The following is a 22,297-nucleotide window of genomic DNA, read 5'->3' on the forward strand; positions in this document are numbered from 1 at the left end:
AGCCGCCGATGCCGATGTTGACGACATTGCGGATCCGCCGGCCGGTGTGCCCGGTCCACTCGCCCGAGCGGACACGGCCGGCGAAACCGGCCATCCTGTCCAGCACGGCGTGCACGCCCGGCACGACGTTCTCGCCGTCGACCTCGACCACCGCGTCCCGGGGCGCGCGCAGCGCGGTGTGCAGCACGGCCCGGTCCTCGGTGGTGTTGATCTTCTCGCCGCGGAACATGGCGTCCCGCAGCCCGAAGACGTCCGTGGCCGCCGCCAGTTCGCGCAGCAGCCGCAGCGTCTCGTCGGTGACGAGGTGCTTGGAGTAGTCGATGAACAGATCACCGACCTGGAGCGTGTAGCCCGAGCCCCGCCCGGGGTCCGTCGCGAACAGATCCCGCAGATGGGTGTCCGCGAACTCCTCACGGTGCTTGGCCAGAGCGGTCCACTCGGATGTCTGATTCAGCCTGGTACGGCCGTCTGCGTTCATGGTCCCAACCTAGTTGATCAGGGGTGGACGTGAGCTGTCGTCGCGTCGTCGTGCCGTGCAACAACAGGTACGTCCCCCGCGACCGCAGGTGTCAGCGACCCGGGGACCAAGCGGATCCGGTAGGGGACCAAGCGGATCCGGTAGGGGACCAAGCGGATCCGGCCGGGCACCGCACGGTGCCCGGCCGGGTCCAACTTCTAGATCTCGCCCCGCAGTTTGGCGAGCGCCTCGGCGAGGATCGCCTCGCCGTCCGCGTCGCTGCGACGCTCCCGCACATAGGCGAGGTGTGTCTTGTAGGGCTCGGTGCGCGGCGGGTCCGGGGGGTTGTCCCGGTCCTGACCGGCAGGGAAGCCGCAGCGCGGGCAGTCCCAGGTGTCGGGAACCTGCGCGTCGCTGGCGAAGCTGGGCTGCGTCTCGTGCCCGTTGGAGCACCAGAAGGAGATGCGCAGTCGGGGCGCGGACTCGCCCCGCTCGGCCTCGCCCATCGGCCCCGCCCCGACCCGGCTTCCTCGGATCGCGTTGCCACTTGCCACGGTCGTAACTCCCTGCGTGATGGTGCCGCAAAGCGAGTCGGCGTTTCGCTTCGCTGCGAGCGCCTCAGTCTACGTAAGGCCCAACGCGCGTCCAGTGTTCGGAGTTACAACCCCCCACGTAGACGCAAGCCCCATGATAGGCCGCGCTCAGCTGCGCGTACCGAACATGGGGCGTTACGTGCGAAACGCGTGGGCGGTTCAGTTGTTGATCTTCATCATGATGCCCAGCACGACGATGCACGCGAACCACAGCAGACCGACCACCAGGGTGATCCGGTCGAGGTTGCGCTCGGCGACGGAGGAGCCGCCGACGGACGACTGCATGCCGCCACCGAACATGTCGGAGAGGCCGCCGCCCTTCCCCTTGTGCATCAGCACCAGCAGCATCAGCAGCAGGCTGAAGACGATCAGGGCGATCGAGAACCCCAAAACCACGGCTGGACCAACTTCCTCGGAAACGGATGAACGACGGGGGCACAGCGTTTACAGCCATGCCCCCGCAAGGGTACGACGGATCGCCGCTACCGCCTACTCACTGATCGGCTCAGTGATCGGCACAGTGGCCGACTCACTGGTCGCGGAAGCGCACGATCTTGACGAACTCGTCCGCGTCCAGCGAGGCACCGCCGACCAGCGCGCCGTCGATGTCGGCCTGCGCCATGATCTCGGCCACGTTCCCGGACTTCACTGAGCCGCCGTACTGGATGCGGACCTTGTCGGCCACGTCCTGCGTGTACAGCTCGGCGATCTTGCCACGGATGGCGGCGCAGACCTCCTGGGCGTCCCCGGCGCCGCAGACCTTGCCGGTGCCGATGGCCCACACCGGCTCGTAGGCGACCACGATCGTCTCGGCCTGCTCGGCCGGGAGGCCCTTCAGACCGCCCTCGACCTGGGCCAGGGTGTGCGTGACGTGGTTGCCCGCCTCGCGCACCTCCAGCTCCTCGCCGACACACATGATCGGCGTCAGGTCGTGCTTGAAGGCGGCCTTGACCTTGGCGTTCACCATCTCGTCGGTCTCGCCGTGGTACTGACGGCGCTCGCTGTGGCCGATCGCCACGAAGGTGCACTTCAGCTTGGCCAGCATGGAGCCGGAGATCTCACCGGTGTACGCGCCGGAGTCGTGGGCCGAGAGGTCCTGGGCGCCGTACTTGATCTTCAGCTTGTCGCCGTCGACCAGGGTCTGCACGGAGCGCAGGTCGGTGAAGGGCGGCAGGACGGCGACATCGACGGCCTCGTAGTCCTTGTCGGCCAGGGCGAAGGCGAGCTTCTGGACGTGGGCGATGGCCTCGAGGTGGTTGAGGTTCATCTTCCAGTTGCCCGCCATCAGCGGCGTGCGCGTGCTCATTGAGGTCAGTCCTCCAGTGCGGCGAGGCCGGGGAGCGTCTTGCCCTCGAGGTATTCGAGGGAGGCGCCGCCACCGGTCGAGATGTGATCGAATTTTCCGCCAGAAGCCGTCTCGTCGAAGCCCAGGGTGCGCACGGCGGCCGCGGAGTCGCCGCCGCCGACCACCGTGAAGCCCGGGGAGTCGATGAGCGCCTGGGCGACCGCCTTGGTGCCCTCGGCGTAGTCGGGGTGCTCGAAGACGCCCATGGGGCCGTTCCAGAAGACGGTGGCGGCGTCCACGAGCTTCGAGGCGTACAGCTTGCGGGTCTCCGGACCGATGTCCAGGCCCTCCTGGTCGGCCGGGATGGCGTCCGCGGCGACGGTCGTGGGGTTGGCCGGCGCCTTGGTCTTCAGGTCCGGGAACTCGGGGGCGACCAGGACGTCCACCGGCAGGACCAGCTCGACGCCGTTCTTCTCGGCCCGCTCCATGTACTCCTTGACGACCGGGACCTGGTCCTCCTGGAGCAGGGAGATGCCGACCTCGTGGCCCTTGGCCTTCAGGAAGGTGTACGCCATGCCGCCGCCGATGAGCAGGCGGTCGGCCTTGCCGAGCAGTTGGTCGATCACGGCGAGCTTGTCGGAGACCTTCGCGCCGCCGAGGGCGACGACGTAGGGCCGCTCGACGTCGTCGGTGAGCTTCCTCAGGACGCCGACCTCGGTGGCGATCAGGTAGCCGGCGTAGTGCGGCAGCCGGGCCGGGAGGTCGAAGACCGAGGCGTGCTTGCGGTGCACCGCGCCGAAGCCGTCGCCGACGTAGACGTCGGCGAGGGTGGCGAGCTGGTCCGCGAAGGCGGCGCGCTCGGCGTCGTCCTTGCTCGTCTCGCCGGCGTTGAAGCGCAGGTTCTCGATCACCGCCACCTGGCCGTCGGCGAGGGAGCCGACGGTGGCCTGTGCGGAGTCGCCGACCGTGTCGGTGGCGAACTGGACCTCGCTGCCGAGCAGTTGACCGAGCCGTGCGGCGGCCGGGGCGAGCGAGAAGGCAGGGTCCGGGGCACCCTTGGGGCGGCCAAGGTGCGAGGCGACGACCACGCGGGCGCCCGCCCCGGCCAGCGCCTTGACGGTGGGCAGCACGGCGCGGATGCGGCCGTCGTCGGTGATGGTGGTGCCGTCCAGCGGCACGTTGAGGTCGGCGCGGACGAAGACCCGCTTGCCGGCCACGCCGTCCGAAAGAAGCTCGTCGATCGTCTTCATGAAGGGGCTCCTGGGAAGGGCTCTCGATACGAGTGGGCTGGTCGATCTGTACGCGAGTCAGGGCTCGGGCAGCGCGGCGTGCGCTGCCCGAGCCCTGCCCTCACATCAAGATGCCTGCGAAAAGCTGCTCAGAGCTGGTTGCCGACGAAGACCGTGAGGTCGACGAGGCGGTTCGAGTAGCCCCACTCGTTGTCGTACCAACCGAGGATCTTCACCGTGTTGCCCTCCTGGACCATGGTCAGGGAGGAGTCGAAGGTGCAGGAAGCCGGGTCGCTGACGATGTCCGAGGAGACGATCTCGTCCTCGGTGTAGGCCAGGTAGCCCTTGAGGTCGCCGTCCTCGGAGGCCTTCTTGAACGCGGCGTTGACCTCGTCCTTGGTGACCTCGCGCTGCAGGGTCACGACCAGGTCGGTGGCCGAGCCGGTCGGGACCGGGACGCGCATCGCGATACCGTCCAGCTTGCCCTTGAGCTGCGGCAGGACCAGGGCGGTGGCCTTGGCGGCACCCGTCGTGGTCGGGATGATGTTCTCGGCGGCGGCACGGGCACGCCGCAGGTCCTTGTGCGGGAAGTCCAGGATGCGCTGGTCGTTCGTGTACGCGTGGACCGTCGTCATCAGACCCTTGACGATGCCGAAGTTCTCGTCGAGCACCTTCGCCATCGGCGCCACACAGTTGGTGGTGCAGGAGGCGTTGGAGATGACGTGGTGGTTCGCCGGGTCGTACTTGTCCTGGTTGACGCCCATCACGATGGTGATGTCCTCGTCCTTGGCCGGGGCCGAGATGAGGACCTTCTTCGCACCACCCGCGAGGTGCTTGGCGGCGTCGTCCTTCTTGGTGAAGATGCCGGTCGACTCGATGACGATGTCGACGCCCAGCTCGCCCCACGGGATGTCCGCGGGGTTGCGCTCGGAGAGCACCTTGATGGTGTGGCCGTCCACGGTGATCGTGTCGGCGGTGTGCGTCACCTCGTGCTTGAGACGGCCCAGGATGGTGTCGTACTTGAGCAGGTGAGCGGTGGTCGCGGTGTCACCCAGGTCGTTGACAGCCACGATCTCGATGTCAGCACCCTGCTCCAGCAGCGCGCGGAAGTAGTTACGACCGATGCGGCCAAAGCCGTTGATGCCTACGCGGATCGTCACGAACCGATCTCCTCGTTGGTACGCCGGCCGTTGATGCCGGCGAGCTGTATGGGATGTCCCCGACCGCCTACGACCCTACCTCCCCGCAGGCCCTCTGGTGACATCGAGATGGCCCATACACGGCAGGGCGGCCCGTACCAGCCAGTAGGGGTACGGACCGCCCCGGCCGTGCGACCGGATCACCCGATTTGACTACGGGCGGTGAGCGGTCGTCGACCTGGTGTTCAGCGGTCGAGCGCGGCGAGTGCCTCGCCGATCAGCTCGCGGCGGTCGGCCGCCTCGGTGACGTGTTCCAGACCGAAACCGAGCAGCACCGTGTCCTGCGCGGTCACCGCTCCATATGTAGTGAACAGTTCGCCCGACAGGCCCCAGTCCGTGACCACCGCCGGGCTGCCCGCCGGAGGCCCGGCGGTGGTCCAGGCGCCGAGCGAGGTCTCGAACCCGTCGGTCTGTCCCGCCGTACCGCCGATGACGACGGCGGCGTTGTCGGCGAGGACGCCGTGGCCGCCGGAGCCGGGGTCGGTGATGTAGCTGAGGGAGACCTCGACCGTCTTCCCGGCGTAGGCGGAGAGGTCGAACTCGACCTCCTGCCAGCCGTCGGCGGCACCGGTGAAGCTGTTCCACGCGCCGCTGGTCCCGGAGGGTGTGCAGCCGTCCGCGCCGAGGGTCAGGTACCGCTGGAGCGCCGGGTGCGCCTGGAGGAAGAAGCCGGCCTCGCACTCGGTCGGTACGGCGGTGCCGGTGGCGCCGTTCTTCTCCGGGAGCGTGGTCCAGTCGTCGGCCCCGGCCGTGTGCGCCTCCAGCACGGCATGGTCGTAGCCGGCCTCGGTGTCCCACAGCAGCCGGGTGCGCAGGGTGGGAGCGTCGGCCGCGGTCACCGAGGTGAGGTCGACGGTGCGGGTCAGGCGGTTCCAGGCGTAGTCGGAGTGCGTGACGGCCGCCATGGACGCGCCCTCGTACGGGCCGTACGGGTTGACGGTCCCCGGGTACCGGCCCGCGCCCTCGCTCGCGAACTGCGGGAACGTCGCCACGGGCAGGGTGTCGGAGGTGACGCCGAAGGATCCGGCGGTGTTCAGCGGGTTGCCGGGCGCGTCGCCGAGCGGGGCGGTGACGCCGCCGAGGGCGCCGGCCCCGGTGAAGCCGGTGACGGCCGGGAGGGACGTGCGGGTGTAGGCGCCCAGGTAGTACTGGCTGAAGTCGTTCGACAGGGTGCCCCCGCCGAGGTCGACGGAGCCGCCGGCCGTCTCGCCCGCCTCGATCAGCCTGCCGCCCTCGTTGAGGAAGGCGCGCAGCTGAAGCTGGGTGGCGACTCCCGGGCGCACGGCACCGGTGTGGTGGACGACCGTGTCGAAGTGCGCCAGCACACCGAGCGCGTCCGGTGCGCCCTGGGTGGCGACGTCCCAGACGGCGGCCCGCTCCCCGTTGGCCCTCAGCGCGTCGACGTACTTCTGCGCGTGGGTCGCGGCCGCGCCCTCCTCGGCGACGACGAGGACGTCGGCACGGGGCCGTTCGGCGATCGTGTAGGTGAAGCGCTCGCTCGTGGTGGCCCTCCCGGACCGCGTCTCGCCGGAGAACCAGACCTCGACCTTGTCCCCGGGCACGCCGTCGGCGACCTTCGCCCGGTACTCGTCGAAGTAGAGGTTGTCCTCACCGCCGTACGTCTCGCCGCCCTTCCAGGGCCGCAGCCGCATGTCGTGCGTACGGCCGCCGTTGACGCGGTACTTGAGCTCCTTGTCGCGCACGGACTTCCGTGCGACGACGGAGACCTCCTGGTCGGCGCCGCGCGAGTACGACGTCGTGAACGCCGCCGGGGTGAAGTCGGGCGCGTCCACGCCGACCGAGGACCTGGGCCGGTCGGGCCGCGCGGCGGACTCGGCGACGGAGAGCGCGAAGGGGACGTTCTTGATGAACTCCTGCTGGATCAGCTTCTCGTCGTCCGGGAAGGTGAAGATCGACTCGCAGTCGGCCGGGTTCCAGGCGTCGTCGGGGTCGACGTTCGACGCGGTCTGGCAGGTGGACATCTCCGGGGTGAACATCGCGGTGCCGTGGACGTTGGCCGCGTGGCCGTCCGCCTCGCCGTTGGTGGTGTACAGCTCGGAGGAGAGCTGCGGGTGGTAGCCGGGGATCGCCGAGTTGTCCGGCGTACCGGCGAGGGACTTGTAGAGGACGTCGTCGGGGGTCGGGGTGGCGACCTGCCAGCCGACGCCGTAGAGCAGGAGTTCGGCGGCGGAGTGGTAGTTGATGCCGTACTCGAAGCCGATCCGCCGTTCGAAGGCGTCCAGCGCCTTGGTCTCGGGCTCGGAGTTCGGGCCGGGGCCGCGGTAGGTCTGGCTCGTGGGCTGGGGGGACGAACCCTCGTCGTCGTAGCCCCACTTGTAGGCGAAGTTGCGATTGAGGTCGACGCCGTCGCCGATGGTGTGGGCGCCGTCGCCGTTGTTGTCGCGCATGTTCTTGCGCCACTGGCGGTCGCCGTCGGCGTGGTGCGTCCAGTCGTAACCGTCGGGGTTGGCCGAGAGGACGAACCACAGTTCGGTGGTGTCGACGATCTTCTTGACGCGCTTGTCGGTGGAGTAGTTGTCGAGGTAGTGGTGCATCAGCCGCCGGGTCATCTCCGGCGTGATCCACTCGCGCGCGTGCTGGTTGGAGACGTAGAGGACGGAGGGCTTGACGCCGTCCTTGGTCCTCTTGGCGTTCTTGGTGAGCTTGAGGGCGAGGATGTCCTGGCCCTGAAGGGTCTTGCCGATGGAGACGACCTTGGTCAGGGACGGGTGCTCCTGACCGGTCCTGAGGATCTCCTCCTTGAGGTTGCCCTTCCCGCTGTACGGCCGGAAGACCCCGTCGCCCGCGGCGGCCACGCGTGCGCGTGCCTTCGCCGAGAGCTTGTGCTCGGTGAGGTCGACGCCCTGTCGCTCCAGCTTCGCGGCCTGCTTGTCGGTCAGGTAGACCTCGACGGTGGCGGTGCCCCTGTCGGGAACATGTTCACCGAGTTCGTGACTGTCCTGCCCGGTGGCGAGCAGCAGGGGTACCTGCTGCCTGGTGACGTCGGCGCGGAAGACCTTGACCTCTTCGGTGTCCTGGTCGGACGCCTTCTCGTCGGCCTGGGCCGAGGGTGCCAGGGTGAGGCCGCCCAGCAGGAGCACGCCGGCGGCGAGGATCGATCTCGCTCTTCGTCTCATGAGCCCCCCTTGCGGTGGTTCGCCACAGTGGCGAATGGATGCCAGGCTCATGACAGATCATGGCCAAGTCAAGAGCGCGTCAAGGGGGTTGGGGGCGCGAGCCCGCTGCTGTCAGGGAAGGGTGAGGGGGCGTGACGCCGGTGCCGGGCCTGCTGGGGCAGGGATCGGCACCGGTGGGTCCGACGCGGCGTCACCCGGCGAGATTGTCCGCCAGTTCCTCGCTGAGGTTCGCCTCCGTGCCCGGGATCCCCAGGTCCGCCGCACGCTTGTCCGCCATCGCCAGCAGCCGGCGGATACGGCCCGCGACGGCGTCCTTGGTCAGCGGCGGGTCGGCCAGCGCGCCCAGTTCCTCCAGCGATGCCTGCTTGTGCTCCATGCGCAGCCGCCCGGCGGCCGCGAGGTGCTCGGGGACGTCATCGGCGAGGATCTCCAGCGCGCGCTGCACCCGGGCGCCGGCGGCGACCGCCGCGCGGGCGGAGCGCCGCAGGTTGGCGTCGTCGAAGTTGGCGAGCCGGTTGGCGGTGGCACGCACCTCGCGGCGCATCCGCCGCTCCTCCCAGGCCAGCACCGACTCATGGGCACCGAGCCGGGTCAACAGCGCGCCGATCGCGTCACCGTCACGGACGACGACCCGGTCCACGCCCCGCACCTCGCGGGCCTTCGCGGCGATCGACAGCCGACGGGCGGCGCCGACCAGGGCGAGCGCGGCCTCGGGACCCGGGCAGGTCACCTCCAGGGAGGAGCTGCGGCCGGGCTCGGTGAGCGAACCGTGGGCCAGGAAGGCCCCGCGCCAGGCGGCCTCCGCGTCGCAGGTGGCCCCCGAGACCACCTGCGGGGGCAGCCCCCGGATCGGGCGGCCCCGGCCGTCGACCAGGCCCGTCTGCCGGGCCAGCTGATCGCCACCCGCGACGACCCTCACGACGTAGCGCGAACCGCGTCGCAGGCCGCCCGGAGCCATCACGATCAGCTCCGAGCTGTGCCCGAAGATCTCCAGGATGTCCCGCTTGAGTCGCCGCGCCGCCATCGCGGTGTCCAGCTCCGCCTCGATCACGATGCGCCCGCTGACCAGGTGAAGGCCGCCGGCGAACCGCAGAATGGCGGAGACCTCCGCCTTCCTGCAGCAGGTCCGGGTGACGGGGAGCCGGGAGATCTCGTCCTTCACCGCTGCCGTCATCGCCATGGGCCGATCCTTCCATGCATCCGAAAAATACGGTCGTACGCGGCGGCCAGCAGCTCCGGGTCGTGCCGCGGAGTTCCGTCCGTCCGGGCCACCGGTGCCAGCTCGACCGCGGCACCGAAACGCTTGGCGGCGTCGGTCAGTGAGTCGCGGTCGGGCACGGCGGCCTCGTCGGCCAGCACCACGTCCAGGGCGAGTTTAGGGGCGTGTCGTCCCAAAACCTCCAAATGACGCTGCGGGGAGAAGCCCTCGGTTTCTCCGGGCTGCGGCGCGAGGTTCAGCGAGAGCACCCGGCGGGCCTTCGTCTCCGAGAGGGCGTCGAGCAGCTTGGGGACGAGCAGGTGCGGGATCACCGAGGAGAACCAGGAGCCCGGCCCGAGCACCACCCAGTCCGCGTCCAGGACCGCCTCGACGGCCTCCGGGACGGCGGGCGGGTCGTTCGGCACCAGATGCACGGACTGCACCTCGCCCGGGGTGAGGGCGACGGTCGCCTGCCCGCGCACGGTGTCGATGTCGTCGGGCCGCTCCCGGTCGTGCCCTTTGACCAGCGCCTGGAGCTCCAGCGGCACGGCCGACATCGGCAGCACGCGCCCGTGCGCGCCGAGCAGCCTGCCGACCAGGTCGAGGGCCAGGACATGGTCGCCGAGCTGCTCCCACAGGGCGACGATCAGCAGGTTGCCGACCGCGTGGCCGTGCATCTCGCCACCGGACTGGAAGCGGTGCTGGATGACCCGGGCCCAGGTCTGGCCCCAGTCGTCGTCACCGCACAGCGCGGCGAGGGCCTTGCGCAGATCGCCGGGCGGCAGTACGCCCAGCTCGTCGCGGAGCCGGCCGCTGGACCCGCCGTCGTCGGCCACGGTGACGACGGCGGTGAGGTCACCGGTGATGCGGCGCAGCGCGGCGAGCGAGGCGGACAGCCCCATGCCCCCGCCGAGGGCGACCACCTTGGGCTGGGTGCCCCGGCGGCGCGCACGGCTGCCCCGGGGCTCGGTGAGCCGACCGCCACGCCCTTCCGGGGTGACCTTGCGCAGCCGGCTCAGCCGCAACGTACGTCCTGTCATTCCCGTCCCATGTCCCGGTGCACGACCACCGTCTCCACGCCCTCTGCCGCCAGGCGCGCGGCGAGCTTCTCCGACATCGCGACCGAGCGGTGCTTGCCGCCCGTACAGCCGACGGCGATGGTCACGTACCGCTTGCCCTCGCGCCGGTAGCCGGTCGCGATCAGCTGGAGCAGCTCGGCGTACCGGTCGAGGAACTCCTTCGCGCCGGGCTGGTTGAAGACGTAGCCCGACACCTCCTCGTTGAGGCCGGTGAACGGGCGCAGCTCCGGGACCCAGTGCGGGTTGGGCAGGAAGCGGCAGTCGACGACGAGGTCGGCGTCGACCGGCAGGCCGTACTTGTAGCCGAAGGACATGACGGTCGCCCGCAGCTCCGGCTCCTCCTCGCCCGCGAACTGGGCGTCCATCTTGGCGCGCAGCTCGTGCACGTTCAGGCTGGAGGTGTCGATCACCAGGTCCGCGTCGCCGCGCAGCTCGCGCAGCAGCTCGCGCTCGGCGGCGATGCCGTCGACGATCCGGCCGTCGCCCTGGAGGGGGTGCGGTCGGCGCACTGACTCGAACCGGCGCACCAGGGCCTCGTCGGAGGACTCCAGGAAGACGATCCGCCGCGTCACCCCGCGCGCGTCGAGGTCGGCGAGCGACTCGCGCAGATTGTCGAAGAAGCGCCGGCCGCGTACGTCGACGACGACCGCGATCCGCGCCACGTTGCCCTGCGAGCGGGCACCGAGCTCCACCATGGTGGGGATCAGCGCGGGGGGAAGGTTGTCGACCACGAACCAGCCGAGGTCCTCCAGGCACTTCGCGGCCGTCGAGCGGCCGGCTCCGGACATGCCGGAGATGATCACCAGCTCGGGGATGGCCGCTTCGGCGGCCGCGCCCGCTTCGCCGGCCGTACCCGCCTGTGCTCCGTCGTCCTGAGCCGCGTCACGCCGCGTGTGATCCTCGTCGGTCACCTTCTGAGTTTCCTCGGGTTCCTGATCTCGCCGGTCTGTGGACTGCTTCTCGTGCTCGGTCATCTCTCCTGCCCCCGTCGCTCGTCCGGGGCGCCCGTGGGCACGGGCTCCCCTGGAGCACCCGCCGTCGTCTCGGGTGCACCGTCTTCCACGTCATCCATGATCTCTCCAGTCGCCGTGTTCACGGCGGGTGCGGCCGGGGCCGTGCGGGCGAGTGCCGCCGCGATCGTCTCGGCCGTCTTGCGACCTATGCCCGGAACCTCGCAGATCTGGTCGATTGTCGCGGATCGCAGCTTCTTCACGGAACCGAAGTGCTTGATCAACGCCTGTTTGCGTGTCTCGCCGAGCCCGGGGACGTCGTCCAACGGGCTGGAGCGGATGCGCTTGGCGCGCTTGCTGCGCTGGTAGGTGATAGCGAACCGGTGCGCCTCGTCACGGATGCGCTGCAGCAGGTAGAGGCCCTCGCTGCTGCGGGGCAGGACCACCGGGTCGTCGTCACCGGGCAGCCAGACCTCCTCAAGGCGCTTGGCGAGGCCGCACACGGCGATGTCGTCGATGCCCAGCTCGTCCAGGGCCCGCTGGGCGGCGGCCACCTGCGGCTGACCGCCGTCGACGACGACCAGCTGCGGGGGGTAGGCGAAGCGCTTGGGGCGACCGTCGTCCTCGGTGAGGCTGCTGGCGAGAGGGGCACCCGATCCGCCGTCGAGGGCACCGCCCGTGCCGCTGGCGGTGAGGACCGTCGTGCCGCCGACGCGGGGGGCGCCGTCCGCGTCGTCGAGCGCGGTGCGGTCGGTACGCTCCGGCTCGCCGTCGGCCCACTCCCCCGTCCGCTCCTTCTCGGCGAGGTAGCGCCTGAAGCGGCGGGTGATCACCTCGTGCATCGAGCGGACGTCGTCCTGCCCGGCGAAGCCCTTGATCTGGAACCGGCGGTACTCGCTCTTGCGCTGCAGGCCGTCCTCGAAGACGACCATGGAGGCCACCACGTCGTCGCCCTGGAGGTGCGAGATGTCGTAGCACTCGATCCGCAGCGGGGCGCTGTCGAGGTCCAGGGCCTCGGCGATCTCCTCCAGCGCGCGCGAGCGCGTGGTCAGGTCGGAGGCACGCCTGGTCTTGTGCAGCGCGAGCGCCTGCAGGGCGTTGCGCTGCACGGTCTCCATCAGGGCCTTCTTGTCGCCGCGCTGCGGGATGCGCAGCGAGACGTTCGAGCCCCGGCGCACGGTCAGCCACTCCTGCACCGGCGCCACCGGGTCGGGCAGCGCCGGGACGAGGACCTCCTTGGGGACCGCGTCGCCGGTCTCCTCGCCGTAGAGCTGCTGGAGGGCGTGTTCCACCAGGGCGCCGGTGGTGATCTCCTCGACCTTGTCGGTGACCCAGCCGCGCTGGCCACGGACGCGTCCGCCGCGGACGTGGAAGATCTGCACGGCCGCTTCCAGCTCGTCCTCGGCCACGGCGATCAGATCGGCGTCGGTCGCGTCGGCGAGCACGACCGCGTTCTTCTCCATGGCCTTCTTCAGGGCCTCGATGTCGTCTCGCAGCCGTGCCGCCCGCTCGTACTGCAGGTCCTCGGCCGCCTCCATCATCTGCTTCTCCAGACGGCGCAGGTACGTGCCCGTACGCCCCGTCATGAAGTCGCAGAACTCCTCCGCCAGCTCCCGGTGCTCCTCGTCGGAGATCCGGTCGACGCAGGGCGCGGAGCACTTGCCGATGTAGCCGAGCAGGCAGGGGCGGCCGGTGCGGCGGGCGTTCTTGAAGACGCCGGCCGAGCAGGTGCGCACCGGGAAGACGCGCAGCAGCAGGTCGACCGTGTCCCGGATGGCCCACGCGTGCCCGTACGGCCCGAAGTAGCGCACGCCCTTCTTCTTGTGGCCCCGCATCACCTGCACGCGCGGGTACTGGTCGCTCATCGTCACCGCGAGGTACGGGTAGCTCTTGTCGTCGCGGTACTTGACGTTGAACCGGGGGTCGTACTCCTTGATCCAGGAGTACTCCAGCTGCAGTGCCTCGACCTCCGTGGACACCACCGTCCACTCCACGGACGCGGCCGTGGTGACCATGCTCCGGGTGCGCGGGTGCAGGCCGGCCAGGTCCTGGAAGTAGTTGGCCAGGCGCTGGCGCAGGCTCTTCGCCTTTCCGACGTAGATCACCCTGCGGTGCTCGTCACGGAACCGGTACACCCCGGGGGTGTCCGGGACGTCTCCCGGCCTGGGGCGGTAGCTGGAGGGATCGGCCATGTCTCACACCCTACTGGCGAGCGGTGACACTCCGGCGAGCCCGTGGACAACGCCCCCCGCGGTGCCGGGCCGCCCGGTGCACCACCGCCCGCGAGGCACCGGTCGAACCTCGGCCACGAGCGCGCCACGGTTGGGCTTCAGGTGTTGTCGAGGCATGGTCAACACGCTTCAATGCGGAGGAACTCGGGCCGGTGAACGGCGGCGTACCGATGTGAAGGCGGCCTGCCGCCGCCCGGGTGCCCCGGACGACCTGCGCGAACGGTCTGACCAGCCGTCGTGATCCAGCACAGAAAGGCCCCTGCATGCCGCACGCCACACCGCACGCGGACGTCGTCCCCGCGGACCTGGACACCGACCTGCACGCCGCACCGGGCACGGAACTCGACACGGCACTGCGCTGCGGCCCCTTCCACGTCGCGCTGCGCGCCGCGATAGCCGCCCGCGGACTGCCGTTGCAGCGGGTGCAGCACCATCTGACGCGGTACGGCGTGAAAGTCGGCGTCACGAGCCTGAGTTACTGGCAGCAGGGCGCCCGCCGCCCGCAGCGCCCCGAGTCGCTGCGCGCCGTACGGGCCCTGGAGGAGATCCTCCAGCTCCCGGAGGAGTCGCTGATCCGGCTGCTCGCCGAGCCGGCCGACGAGCACGGGTCCGCACGCCGCCCCGAGGGCCGCTCCTACCGATCCCTCGTCGAGGCCTCGGACGTCCTGGAACGCCTGCTCGCCGAGCTGGACGCCCCCCTCGACGGCGGCCTGCACATGCTCGGGCACCACGAACAGGTACGGATCGGGGCGCGCCGCGAGCTGCTGGGGCGCGAGTCGCATCACATCGTGCGCGCGCAGCAGGACGGCGTCGACCGCTTCGTGGCCGTCCACCACGGTGACCCCGGGTGCGCGCCGGACCGGACGAGCGTGCAGGCGCTGGAGAACTGCCGCACCGGACGCGCCCGTTGGGACCGCGAGACCGGGATCCTGGTCGCCGAGCTGCTCTTCGACACCCGGCTGCGGGCCGGTGACACCTTCCTCTTCCGCTACGCCGTGGCGGACGGCACGGCGGGCGTGTCCCGCGAGTACCTGCGTGCCTTCGGGCCGGCGGGCGGGCAGTACGCCCTCCAGGTGCGGTTCGACGCCCACGCCCTGCCGGTGCGCTGTCACCGGTTCGCCCAGCACTCGGCGGCGGCCCCGCGCAGCGGCCACCAGGACCTGCCGCTGACCGGCCTGCACCACTCGGTGCACCTCGTGGAGCCGCGGGTGCGGGCGGGGATCGTGGGGATCGGGTGGGAGTGGGATGCCGGGTGAGCGGTATGGGTGTGAGGGGTGGGTGTGAGGGGTGTGATGTGAGGGGTGTGATGTGAGGGGTGTTGTGTGTTTGGGGTGGTGGTGAGCCGGGGGCGTCCGGCGTGAGGTAAGCGTTTGCGCAAGCGTTTACGCCACGCGCCGGATGGGATACCTTCCCCGTCGGAACGAGCGTGCCCCCAACCAGCGGGACGCGGCCCGGAAGGGGACACCTTGGCGACGATGGCGGACGTGGCGCGGAGCGCCGGAGTCTCCGTGGCGACCGTCTCCCACGTGCTGAACGGCACCCGGCCGGTGCTCCCGCAGACCCGCCAGGCCGTCCTGGACGCCGTCGAGGAGCTCGGCTACACCCCGAACACGCTGGCACGCTCCCTGGTGACCTCCCGCACCCGCTCCATCGGGCTCGCGGTCTCGGCCATCAGCAATCCGTACTTCACCGAGATCCTCCAGGGCGTCGAGGCGACCGCCCTGGAGGAGGGCTACGGTCTGCTCATCGCCGACCCGCACGAGGATCCGCAGCACGAGCGCAAGGTCGTCCAGCTGCTGCACGAGCGACGCGTGGACGGCCTGATCGTCGCCCCGTCCCCGTCCCCCCGCGAGCTGCTCTCCTACCTGCACCGGCACCAGGTGCCCACCGTGCTCCTGGACCGTGTGGTGGACGGGCCGGCGAGTGGCACGCCGCGCTTCGACCAGATCTGCGCGCAGAGCACGGAGCCGGTGACGAGCCTGGTCACGCATCTCGCCGAGCTGGGCCACCGCCGCATCGGCCTGGTCGCCGGCCGGCGCGGGCTGAGCACGACCGCCGAGCGGATCACCGGCTACCGGCACGGACTCGCCGTCGCCGGGCTGCCGTACGACGAGCGGCTCGTCGCGCACGGCGACTCGGAGTCGGCCGCCGGTGAGCGGGCCACCGCCGCCCTGCTCTCCCTCGCCGCGCCGCCCACGGCCCTCGTCACGGCCAACAACGCCATGACCATCGGCGCCCTGCAAGCGCTGCGTGCGCGGGGCCTGTCCGTCCCCGCCGACATCGCGTTGTGCTGTTTCGACGACTTCGCCTGGGCGGACCTGTTCTCACCCCGGCTCACCGCGATCGCCCAGCCGAGCAAGGATCTCGGCGCCCAGGCCGTGCGGATCCTGCTCGAACGCCTCGCCGCCCCGGACCGGCCCGCCCGGACCGTGCGGCTCCCCTGCACCCTCGTCCACCGCACGTCCTGCGGCTGCCCCGAGAAAGGACCCGACTCGTGATCGTCGTCGCCGGTGAGGCCCTGATCGACCTGGTACCGCAAGGCACGGGCGCCCTGGCCGGCCTCCAGCCCGCCCTCGGCGGCGGCCCGTACAACACGGCCGTGGCCCTCGGCCGGCTCGGCTCCCCCACGGCGTTCTGCTCCCGCACCTCCCGCGACGCCTTCGGTCAGGCCCTGCTCGACGGGCTGCGCAAGGCCGGCGTGGACGTCTCGGCGGTGCAGCGCGGCCCGGAGCCGACCACCCTCGCCGTCGCCACGATCGACGGGAACGGCTCGGCCGCCTACTCCTTCTACGTCGACGGCACCGCCGACCGGCTGTTCACGGTCCCGGACGGCCTGCCCGCCGACACCCGAGCGGTGTCCTTCGGCACCTGTTCGCTGGTCCTGGAGCCGGGAGCGAGCGCCTACGAGAAGCTGATGCGCACCGCCGCCGCGCAGGGCGTGTTCACCGCGCTCGACCCCAACATCAGGGCCGGGCTGATCCCCGACGCGGACGCCTACCGGACGCGGTTCCTCGGCTGGCTGCCCTCGGTGACACTGCTCAAGCTCTCCGAGGACGACGCGCGGTGGCTGGGCGGCACGCCCCGCGAGTGGCTGGCGGCGGGGCCCTCCGCGGTGGTGATCACCCGGGGCGGTGACGGGCTGACCGTGTTCACCCGGGACGGTGGTGAGCACTCGGTGCCGGGCGAGCGGGTCGCCGTGGTGGACACGATCGGCGCCGGCGACACGGTCAACGCGGCCCTGCTGCACGGCCTGTCCACCCGGAACGCCCTGTCCTCCGAAGCCCTCGCCGGCCTCGACGCCGACGCGTGGACCCGGCTCCTGCGCTTCGCGGCCCGCGCCGCGGCGATCACCTGCTCACGCGCGGGCGCCGAACCGCCGTACGCCTCGGAGCTGGGCGAGCTGTAGGGAGCACGGCGAAGGGGCGGTGACCGGCGGGCACTCCCGCCGGTCACCGCCCCCTTCGTGTGCGGTGCTCAGGCCTTGCGAGCCCGCGTCGCCTTCTTCGCGGGCGCCTTCTTGGCCGCCCCGGCCGCCTTCTTCGTCGCCGTGTTGTTGACCGCCTTGGCCGTGGCGGTCTTCTTCCCCGGCGCCTTGGCCGCCACCGTCTTCCGGGCCGCGGTCCTGCGCGGGGCCGGCACCGCGGCGTCGCTGATCCGGTCGGCGCCGAGGATCTCCCGCAGAAACTTGCCGGTGTGGCTGGTGGACACCGCGGCGACCTCCTCGGGCGTGCCCTCGGCGACGACGAGGCCACCTCCGGCGCCACCCTCGGGCCCCATGTCGACAAGCCAGTCGGCGGTCTTGATCACATCGAGGTTGTGCTCGATGACGATGACGGTGTTGCCCTTGTCGACCAGGCCGGACAGCACCGTCAGGAGCTTGCTGATGTCCTCGAAGTGCAGACCGGTGGTCGGCTCGTCGAGCACGTAGACCGTGCGCCCGGTGGAGCGCTTCTGGAGCTCGCTGGCGAGTTTCACACGCTGGGCCTCACCACCGGAGAGGGTGGTCGCCGACTGGCCGAGGCGGACATAGCCGAGGCCCACGTCGTGCAGCGTCCTCAGGTGGCGGGCGATCGCGGGGACGGCCTCGAAGAACTCGAGCGCCTCCTCGATCGGCATGTTCAGGACCTCGGCGATGGACTTGCCCTTGTAGTGGACCTCCAGGGTCTCCCGGTTGTACCGGGCGCCGTGGCAGACCTCGCACGGGACGTAGACGTCCGGGAGGAAGTTCATCTCGATCTTGATCGTGCCGTCGCCCGCGCAGTTCTCGCAGCGGCCGCCCTTGACGTTGAAGGAGAAGCGGCCGGGCATGTAGCCGCGGACCTTCGCCTCGGTGGTCTCGGCGAACAGCTTGCGGATGTGGTCGAAGACACCGGTGTACGTCGCCGGGTTGGACCGCGGGGTGCGGCCGATGGGCGACTGGTCGACGTGGACGACCTTGTCGACGAGGTCGTCGCCGTCCACGCGCGTGTGCCGGCCGGGCACGTTCCTCGCGCCGTTGAGCTCGCGGGCCAGGTGTGTGTACAGGATGTCGTTGACCAGCGTCGACTTGCCGGAGCCGGACACGCCCGTGACCGCCGTGAACACGCCCAGCGGGAAGGACACGTCGATGTCCTGGAGGTTGTTCTCCCGGGCGCCGTGCACGGTGAGCCGGCGGGAGGGGTCGAGGGGCCGGCGGATGTCCGGCAGCGGGATGGACTTCTTCCCGGAGAGGTACTGACCGGTCTGCGACTCCTCGTTGGCGAGCAGCTCCTTCAGGGAGCCGCTGTGCACGACGTTGCCGCCGTGCTCGCCCGCGCCGGGGCCGATGTCGACGACCCAGTCGGCGACCTTGATGGTGTCCTCGTCGTGCTCGACGACGATGAGCGTGTTGCCCATGTCCCGCAGCCGGACCAGCGTCTCGATCAGCCGGTGGTTGTCCCGCTGGTGCAGGCCGATGGACGGCTCGTCGAGGACGTACAGGACGCCGACGAGACCGGAGCCGATCTGGGTGGCCAGGCGGATGCGCTGGGCCTCGCCGCCGGACAGGGTGCCTGCCGCGCGGTTCAGCGAGAGGTAGTCGAGGCCGACGTCGACCAGGAAGCGCAGCCGCTCGTTGACCTCCTTGAGCACACGCTCGGCGATCTTCTTGTCGCGGGCGCTGAGCTTCAGCTCGCCCAGGAACTCCGCGCAGTCGCTGATCGACATCGCGGAGACCTCCGCGATCGACTTCCCCATGATCGTGACCGCGAGGACGATCGGCTTCAGACGCGTGCCCTCACAGCCGGGGCAGGGCACCTCGCGCATGTAGCCCTCGAAGCGCTCACGACTGGCGTCGGACTCGGCCTCGCTGTGCCGGCGCTTGACGAAGGGGACCGCGCCCTCGAAGGGAGTGGTGTACACGCGCTCGCGGCCGTACCGGTTGCGGTAGCGGACCTCGATCTGGGTCTTGTGGCCGTAGAGCAGGGCCTTCCTCGCGCGCTGCGGCAGACCCGCGAAGGGGATGTCCGTCCGGAAGCCCAGCGCGTCCGCGAGGGCACCGATGAGGCGGCCGAAGTAGTCCTTGGTGTGCCCGTGCGACCAGGGGTGGATCGCGCCCTCGTCGAGTGACTTGTCCTCGTCCGGGACGATCAGCTCGGGGTCGACCTCCATGCGCGTGCCGATGCCGGTGCACTCGGGGCAGGCGCCGAAGGGCGAGTTGAAGGAGAAGGAGCGCGGCTCCAGCTCCTCGAAGGACAGGTCGTCGTACGCGCAGTACAGGTGCTCCGAGTACATGCGCTCGCGCTCCGGGTCGTCCTCGGGGAGGTCGACGAAGTCGAGCACGACCATGCCGCCGGACAGGCCGAGGGCGGTCTCGACGGAGTCGGTGAGGCGGCGCTTGGCGGAGTCCTTCACGGTGAGACGGTCGATGACCACCTCGATGGTGTGCTTCTCCTGCTTCTTCAGCGTGGGCGCGCTGGAGAGCTGGATCGTCTCGCCGTCCACCCGCGCGCGGCTGTACCCCTTGGTCTGGAGATCGGCGAAGAGGTCGACGAACTCGCCCTTGCGCTCGCGCACCAGCGGGGAGAGCACCTGGAAGCGGCTCCCCTCCGGGAGCTCAAGGACCTTGTCGACGATGGCCTGCGGCGACTGGCGGGCGATCGGGCGGCCGCACTCGGGGCAGTGCGGCTTGCCGATGCGCGCGAAGAGCAGACGCAGGTAGTCGTAGACCTCGGTGATGGTGCCGACCGTCGAGCGCGGGTTGCGCGAGGTCGACTTCTGGTCGATGGAGACCGCCGGGGACAGACCCTCGATGAAGTCGACGTCCGGCTTGTCCATCTGGCCCAGGAACTGGCGGGCGTACGAGGAGAGCGACTCCACGTAGCGCCGCTGGCCCTCGGCGAAGATGGTGTCGAAGGCCAGGGAGGACTTGCCCGAACCCGACAGGCCCGTGAAGACGATGAGCGAGTCACGAGGCAGGTCGAGCGAGACGTTCTTCAGGTTGTGCTCGCGCGCGCCACGGACGATGAGACGGTCGGCCACGCCGGTCCGCACCTTTCTTGAGAGAAGTGACAGGGGCGAGGCCCCCGTGCTTTCTCAGACTAGGGGGAGCCACTGACAACGCCGGTCGGATTCCCGGAGTGCATAACAATCCCCGGCTCTCCAGCATGCCCGACGCCACCGCCGACCTTATAGCACGTGCATTCGATTTACGGCCGGGGTTCACCGGCTTCACCCGAAGGAGTGGCGGGGCTAGGGTCGGCGTCATGACTGATCACGTGCGTGACCTGGCGTCTGTACGCGACGCGACGGAACGGCTGCTCACCGCAGCGGCCAAGCTGAACAACGCCGCTGTGACCGAACCGTCACGGCTGCCCGGCTGGAGTCGCGGTCATGTACTCGCCCACCTCGCCCGCAACGCGGACGCCCTGGTGAACGTTCTCGAAGGCCGCCCCATGTACGTCTCCGGGGAGGCCCGGGACGCCGAGATCGAGCGGGACGCCCCGCGCCCCCTGGACGCCCAGCTCGCCGACGTCCGGGAGAGCGCCGCCCGTTTCCAGGGGACGGCCGACGTCCCCGCCGACTGGTCGCGCACGGTGGAGCTGCGCAACGGCGTGACCGACTCCGCGTCGCGGGTGCCGTTCCGGCGCTGGGTCGAGGTGGAGCTGCACCACGTGGACCTCGGCATCGGCTACGAGCTGGAGGATCTGCCGGCGGAGTTCACGGAGCGGGAGATCGACTTCCTCGCCCGCCGGTTCGCCGGCCACCCCGACGTACCGCCCACCCGTCTGACGGACGGCACGCGTGCGTGGAGCACCGGCCGGGAAGCGGAGAGGGGGCAAGCGGCAGGTGACTCGGGGGTCACCGTCACGGGTTCCCCGGCCGGCCTGCTGGGCTGGCTCGCCGGGCGGCGGGACGGCTCCGGGCTGAGCGTCGGGGGTGGCCCTTTGCCGTCGTTGCCCCCGCTGTGACGACGCCGATGCCCTGCTCGCCGTACGCCTGCCGTCCTAGACTGATCGGCATGACGTACAGCGGACAGGTGACGGTCGGTGGCCCGGCGGACGTGCACGAGCTCAAGGACCTGATGATCACCAAGATCGCGGTGGGCCCGATGAACAACAACGCCTATCTGCTGCGCTGCCGGGCCACCGACGAGCAGCTGCTGATCGACGCGGCCGCCGACGCGCACACGCTGCTCGGCACGATCGGTGACGACGGCATCGCTTCCGTCGTCACCACGCACCAGCACGGCGACCACTGGCAGGCGCTCGCCGAGGTCGTCGCGGCCACGGGCGCCCGCACCCACGCGGGCCGCGACGACGCCGACGGCATCCCGGTGCCGACCGACGTCCTGGTCGACGACGGCGACACCCTTTGGGTGGGGCGCGTGGAACTGACCGCGCGCCATCTCGTCGGGCACACGCCTGGCTCGATCGCCCTGGTCTACGACGACCCCCACGGGCACCCGCACGTCTTCACCGGCGACTGCCTCTTCCCCGGAGGTGTGGGCAACACCCGTAAGGACCCGAAGGCGTTCGCCGCTCTGATCCACGACGTCGAGACGAAGATCTTCGACGCCCTCCCGGACGAGACCTGGGTCTATCCGGGGCACGGCGACGACACGACGCTCGGCGCGGAGCGGCCGCACCTGCCGGAGTGGCACGCGCGCGGGTGGTGAACCCCGGACAACCGCGTGCCCCCAGAGGTCACCGGGGCGTGCGGAGCGGGACGCGCGCCCCGTGTGAATCCTCTGCACGCGCCGGCCCCTTGCGCGCGCTCCCCCGGTGCGTGGTGGCGCGGTCAACTGGAGGCAGCCCCGCGCGGGACGACGGCTTCCGCGCGGTATCGGGCCGCCGGTCCCTCGATCCCCGCCCCTCGGCCGGCGGCCCTGGCAACTCCCCGCTCCGCACGGCGCCGTCAGGGTTACGCGTCGGCCAGGGCCGCGACCCGCTCCACCCCGAACACGTACCCCTGGACACCGCACCCCGCGATGACCCCGTCGGCGCGCAGGGAGACGTACGAGTGGTGCCGGAACGACTCCCGCTGGTGGATGTTGGAGATGTGGACCTCCAACACGGGCATGCCGTCACAGGTGTTGAGCGCATCCAGGATGGCGACGGACGTGTGCGAGTAGGCACCGGGGTTGATGACGATCCCGCAGTGATGGAGCCGCGCCTCATGGATCCAGTCCACCAACTCGCCCTCGTGGTTGGACTGCCGGAAGTCCACCGTGCCGCCGTGCGCGGCCGCCGCCTTGGCGCACAGGGTCTCGACGTCGGCGAGGGTGTCGGAGCCGTAGATCTCCGGCTGGCGTTGCCCGAGGAGGTTCAGGTTGGGCCCGTTGAGGATCATGATCGGGGCGTTGGCCAGGGTGCGGGGCACGGTTCCTCCGGTCCGGTCGAGGTCGGGCGGCCCGCGCGGGGACCGCTGCTCCGACCCGGTTTATCACGGTGCGCCGGCAGCCGGCCCCTCGTAGCCTCCCC

General features: G+C 70.5%; 17 protein-coding genes and 1 pseudogene. 5 read left to right on the forward strand and 13 right to left on the reverse strand.

What is annotated here, in order from left to right; translation table 11 throughout:
• The 11 genes and pseudogenes from AB0O67_RS25145 to uvrC all read right to left on the reverse strand — a co-directional run.
• Positions 1-478 (reverse strand): annotated as a pseudogene (locus AB0O67_RS25145) (glucose-6-phosphate isomerase); the annotation flags it as partial.
• 197 nt (positions 479-675) lie between these two features.
• Positions 676-1,011: an RNA polymerase-binding protein RbpA gene (locus AB0O67_RS25150; protein WP_003957010.1), complete on the reverse strand. Its 336-nt coding sequence runs from the start codon at positions 1,009-1,011 to the stop codon at positions 676-678.
• A 198-nt stretch (positions 1,012-1,209) separates the two neighbouring features.
• Positions 1,210-1,440, reverse strand: coding sequence for a preprotein translocase subunit SecG (gene secG / locus AB0O67_RS25155; RefSeq protein WP_365454130.1), 231 nt, complete (start codon positions 1,438-1,440; stop codon positions 1,210-1,212).
• Positions 1,441-1,579: 139 nt separating this feature from the next.
• A complete protein-coding gene (gene tpiA, locus AB0O67_RS25160) occupies positions 1,580-2,356 on the reverse strand; it encodes a triose-phosphate isomerase (RefSeq protein WP_365454078.1) in 777 nt (258 codons plus the stop codon).
• A gap of 5 nt (positions 2,357-2,361) precedes the next feature.
• Complete coding sequence (locus tag AB0O67_RS25165; RefSeq protein ID WP_365454081.1) at positions 2,362-3,585, reverse strand: phosphoglycerate kinase; 1,224 nt, start codon at positions 3,583-3,585, stop codon at positions 2,362-2,364.
• A 128-nt stretch (positions 3,586-3,713) separates the two neighbouring features.
• The gene (gene gap, locus AB0O67_RS25170; RefSeq protein WP_365454083.1) at positions 3,714-4,724 is read right to left on the reverse strand and encodes a type I glyceraldehyde-3-phosphate dehydrogenase; all 1,011 of its coding nucleotides are present in this window, start codon (positions 4,722-4,724) and stop codon (positions 3,714-3,716) included.
• Between the two features lie 224 nt (positions 4,725-4,948).
• Entirely contained in the window at positions 4,949-7,900 is a 2,952-nt protein-coding gene (locus AB0O67_RS25175) for a M14 family zinc carboxypeptidase (RefSeq protein ID WP_365454085.1), read from the reverse strand.
• Between the two features lie 190 nt (positions 7,901-8,090).
• Entirely contained in the window at positions 8,091-9,080 is a 990-nt protein-coding gene (gene whiA / locus AB0O67_RS25180; protein ID WP_037860766.1) for a DNA-binding protein WhiA, read from the reverse strand.
• Positions 9,071-10,138: a uridine diphosphate-N-acetylglucosamine-binding protein YvcK gene (gene yvcK / locus AB0O67_RS25185; protein ID WP_365454088.1), complete on the reverse strand. Its 1,068-nt coding sequence runs from the start codon at positions 10,136-10,138 to the stop codon at positions 9,071-9,073. The genes whiA and yvcK overlap by 10 nt, the downstream gene beginning before the upstream one ends.
• Positions 10,135-11,151 carry an RNase adapter RapZ gene (gene rapZ / locus AB0O67_RS25190; protein ID WP_365454091.1) on the reverse strand — a complete coding sequence of 339 codons (1,017 nt, stop codon included), beginning with the start codon at positions 11,149-11,151 and terminating at the stop codon, positions 10,135-10,137. The genes yvcK and rapZ overlap by 4 nt, the downstream gene beginning before the upstream one ends.
• Complete coding sequence (uvrC, locus tag AB0O67_RS25195) at positions 11,148-13,319, reverse strand: excinuclease ABC subunit UvrC (RefSeq protein WP_365454094.1); 2,172 nt, start codon at positions 13,317-13,319, stop codon at positions 11,148-11,150. The genes rapZ and uvrC overlap by 4 nt, the downstream gene beginning before the upstream one ends.
• Positions 13,320-13,621: 302 nt before the next feature.
• On the opposite strand from uvrC, the gene AB0O67_RS25200 reads away from it, so the two are divergent.
• The 3 genes from AB0O67_RS25200 (at position 13,622) to AB0O67_RS25210 (ending at position 16,764) form a co-directional block, all read left to right on the forward strand.
• Positions 13,622-14,614 carry a hypothetical protein gene (locus AB0O67_RS25200; RefSeq protein ID WP_365454097.1) on the forward strand — a complete coding sequence of 331 codons (993 nt, stop codon included), beginning with the start codon at positions 13,622-13,624 and terminating at the stop codon, positions 14,612-14,614.
• 210 nt (positions 14,615-14,824) lie between these two features.
• Positions 14,825-15,856: a LacI family DNA-binding transcriptional regulator gene (locus tag AB0O67_RS25205; RefSeq protein ID WP_365454100.1), complete on the forward strand. Its 1,032-nt coding sequence runs from the start codon at positions 14,825-14,827 to the stop codon at positions 15,854-15,856.
• Positions 15,853-16,764: a carbohydrate kinase gene (locus AB0O67_RS25210; RefSeq protein ID WP_365454103.1), complete on the forward strand. Its 912-nt coding sequence runs from the start codon at positions 15,853-15,855 to the stop codon at positions 16,762-16,764. Before AB0O67_RS25205 ends, AB0O67_RS25210 begins: the two co-directional genes overlap by 4 nt.
• A gap of 68 nt (positions 16,765-16,832) precedes the next feature.
• Here the strand turns inward: AB0O67_RS25210 and uvrA are convergent, their stop codons facing one another.
• Positions 16,833-19,856, reverse strand: a complete 3,024-nt coding sequence (gene uvrA, locus AB0O67_RS25215; protein ID WP_365454106.1) for an excinuclease ABC subunit UvrA — start codon at positions 19,854-19,856, stop codon at positions 16,833-16,835.
• 224 nt (positions 19,857-20,080) lie between these two features.
• Between uvrA and AB0O67_RS25220 the strand changes: the two genes are divergently transcribed.
• Positions 20,081-20,785 carry a maleylpyruvate isomerase family mycothiol-dependent enzyme gene (locus AB0O67_RS25220; RefSeq protein ID WP_365454109.1) on the forward strand — a complete coding sequence of 235 codons (705 nt, stop codon included), beginning with the start codon at positions 20,081-20,083 and terminating at the stop codon, positions 20,783-20,785.
• A gap of 50 nt (positions 20,786-20,835) precedes the next feature.
• The gene (locus tag AB0O67_RS25225) at positions 20,836-21,492 is read left to right on the forward strand and encodes an MBL fold metallo-hydrolase (RefSeq protein ID WP_365454112.1); all 657 of its coding nucleotides are present in this window, start codon (positions 20,836-20,838) and stop codon (positions 21,490-21,492) included.
• 245 nt (positions 21,493-21,737) lie between these two features.
• Here the strand turns inward: AB0O67_RS25225 and aroQ are convergent, their stop codons facing one another.
• Positions 21,738-22,196 (reverse strand): type II 3-dehydroquinate dehydratase, encoded by a 459-nt coding sequence (aroQ, locus tag AB0O67_RS25230; RefSeq protein WP_365454115.1) that lies wholly within the window; start codon positions 22,194-22,196, stop codon positions 21,738-21,740.
• Positions 22,197-22,297: the final 101 nt, after the last annotated feature.

The organism is Streptomyces sp. NPDC086077 (assembly GCF_040686175.1).
In the GTDB taxonomy this organism is placed as follows: Bacteria; Actinomycetota; Actinomycetes; order Streptomycetales; family Streptomycetaceae; genus Streptomyces.

Coding starts and splice junctions, on each gene's coding strand:
- tpiA (WP_365454078.1), bottom strand. CDS start 2,356: ATGAGCACGCGCACGCCGCTGATGGCGGGCAACTGGAAGATGAACCTC.
- AB0O67_RS25165 (WP_365454081.1), bottom strand. CDS start 3,585: ATGAAGACGATCGACGAGCTTCTTTCGGACGGCGTGGCCGGCAAGCGG.
- AB0O67_RS25175 (WP_365454085.1), bottom strand. CDS start 7,900: ATGAGACGAAGAGCGAGATCGATCCTCGCCGCCGGCGTGCTCCTGCTG.
- whiA (WP_037860766.1), bottom strand. CDS start 9,080: ATGGCGATGACGGCAGCGGTGAAGGACGAGATCTCCCGGCTCCCCGTC.
- yvcK (WP_365454088.1), bottom strand. CDS start 10,138: ATGACAGGACGTACGTTGCGGCTGAGCCGGCTGCGCAAGGTCACCCCG.
- rapZ (WP_365454091.1), bottom strand. CDS start 11,151: ATGACCGAGCACGAGAAGCAGTCCACAGACCGGCGAGATCAGGAACCC.
- uvrC (WP_365454094.1), bottom strand. CDS start 13,319: ATGGCCGATCCCTCCAGCTACCGCCCCAGGCCGGGAGACGTCCCGGAC.
- AB0O67_RS25200 (WP_365454097.1), top strand. CDS start 13,622: ATGCCGCACGCCACACCGCACGCGGACGTCGTCCCCGCGGACCTGGAC.
- AB0O67_RS25220 (WP_365454109.1), top strand. CDS start 20,081: ATGACTGATCACGTGCGTGACCTGGCGTCTGTACGCGACGCGACGGAA.
- AB0O67_RS25225 (WP_365454112.1), top strand. CDS start 20,836: ATGACGTACAGCGGACAGGTGACGGTCGGTGGCCCGGCGGACGTGCAC.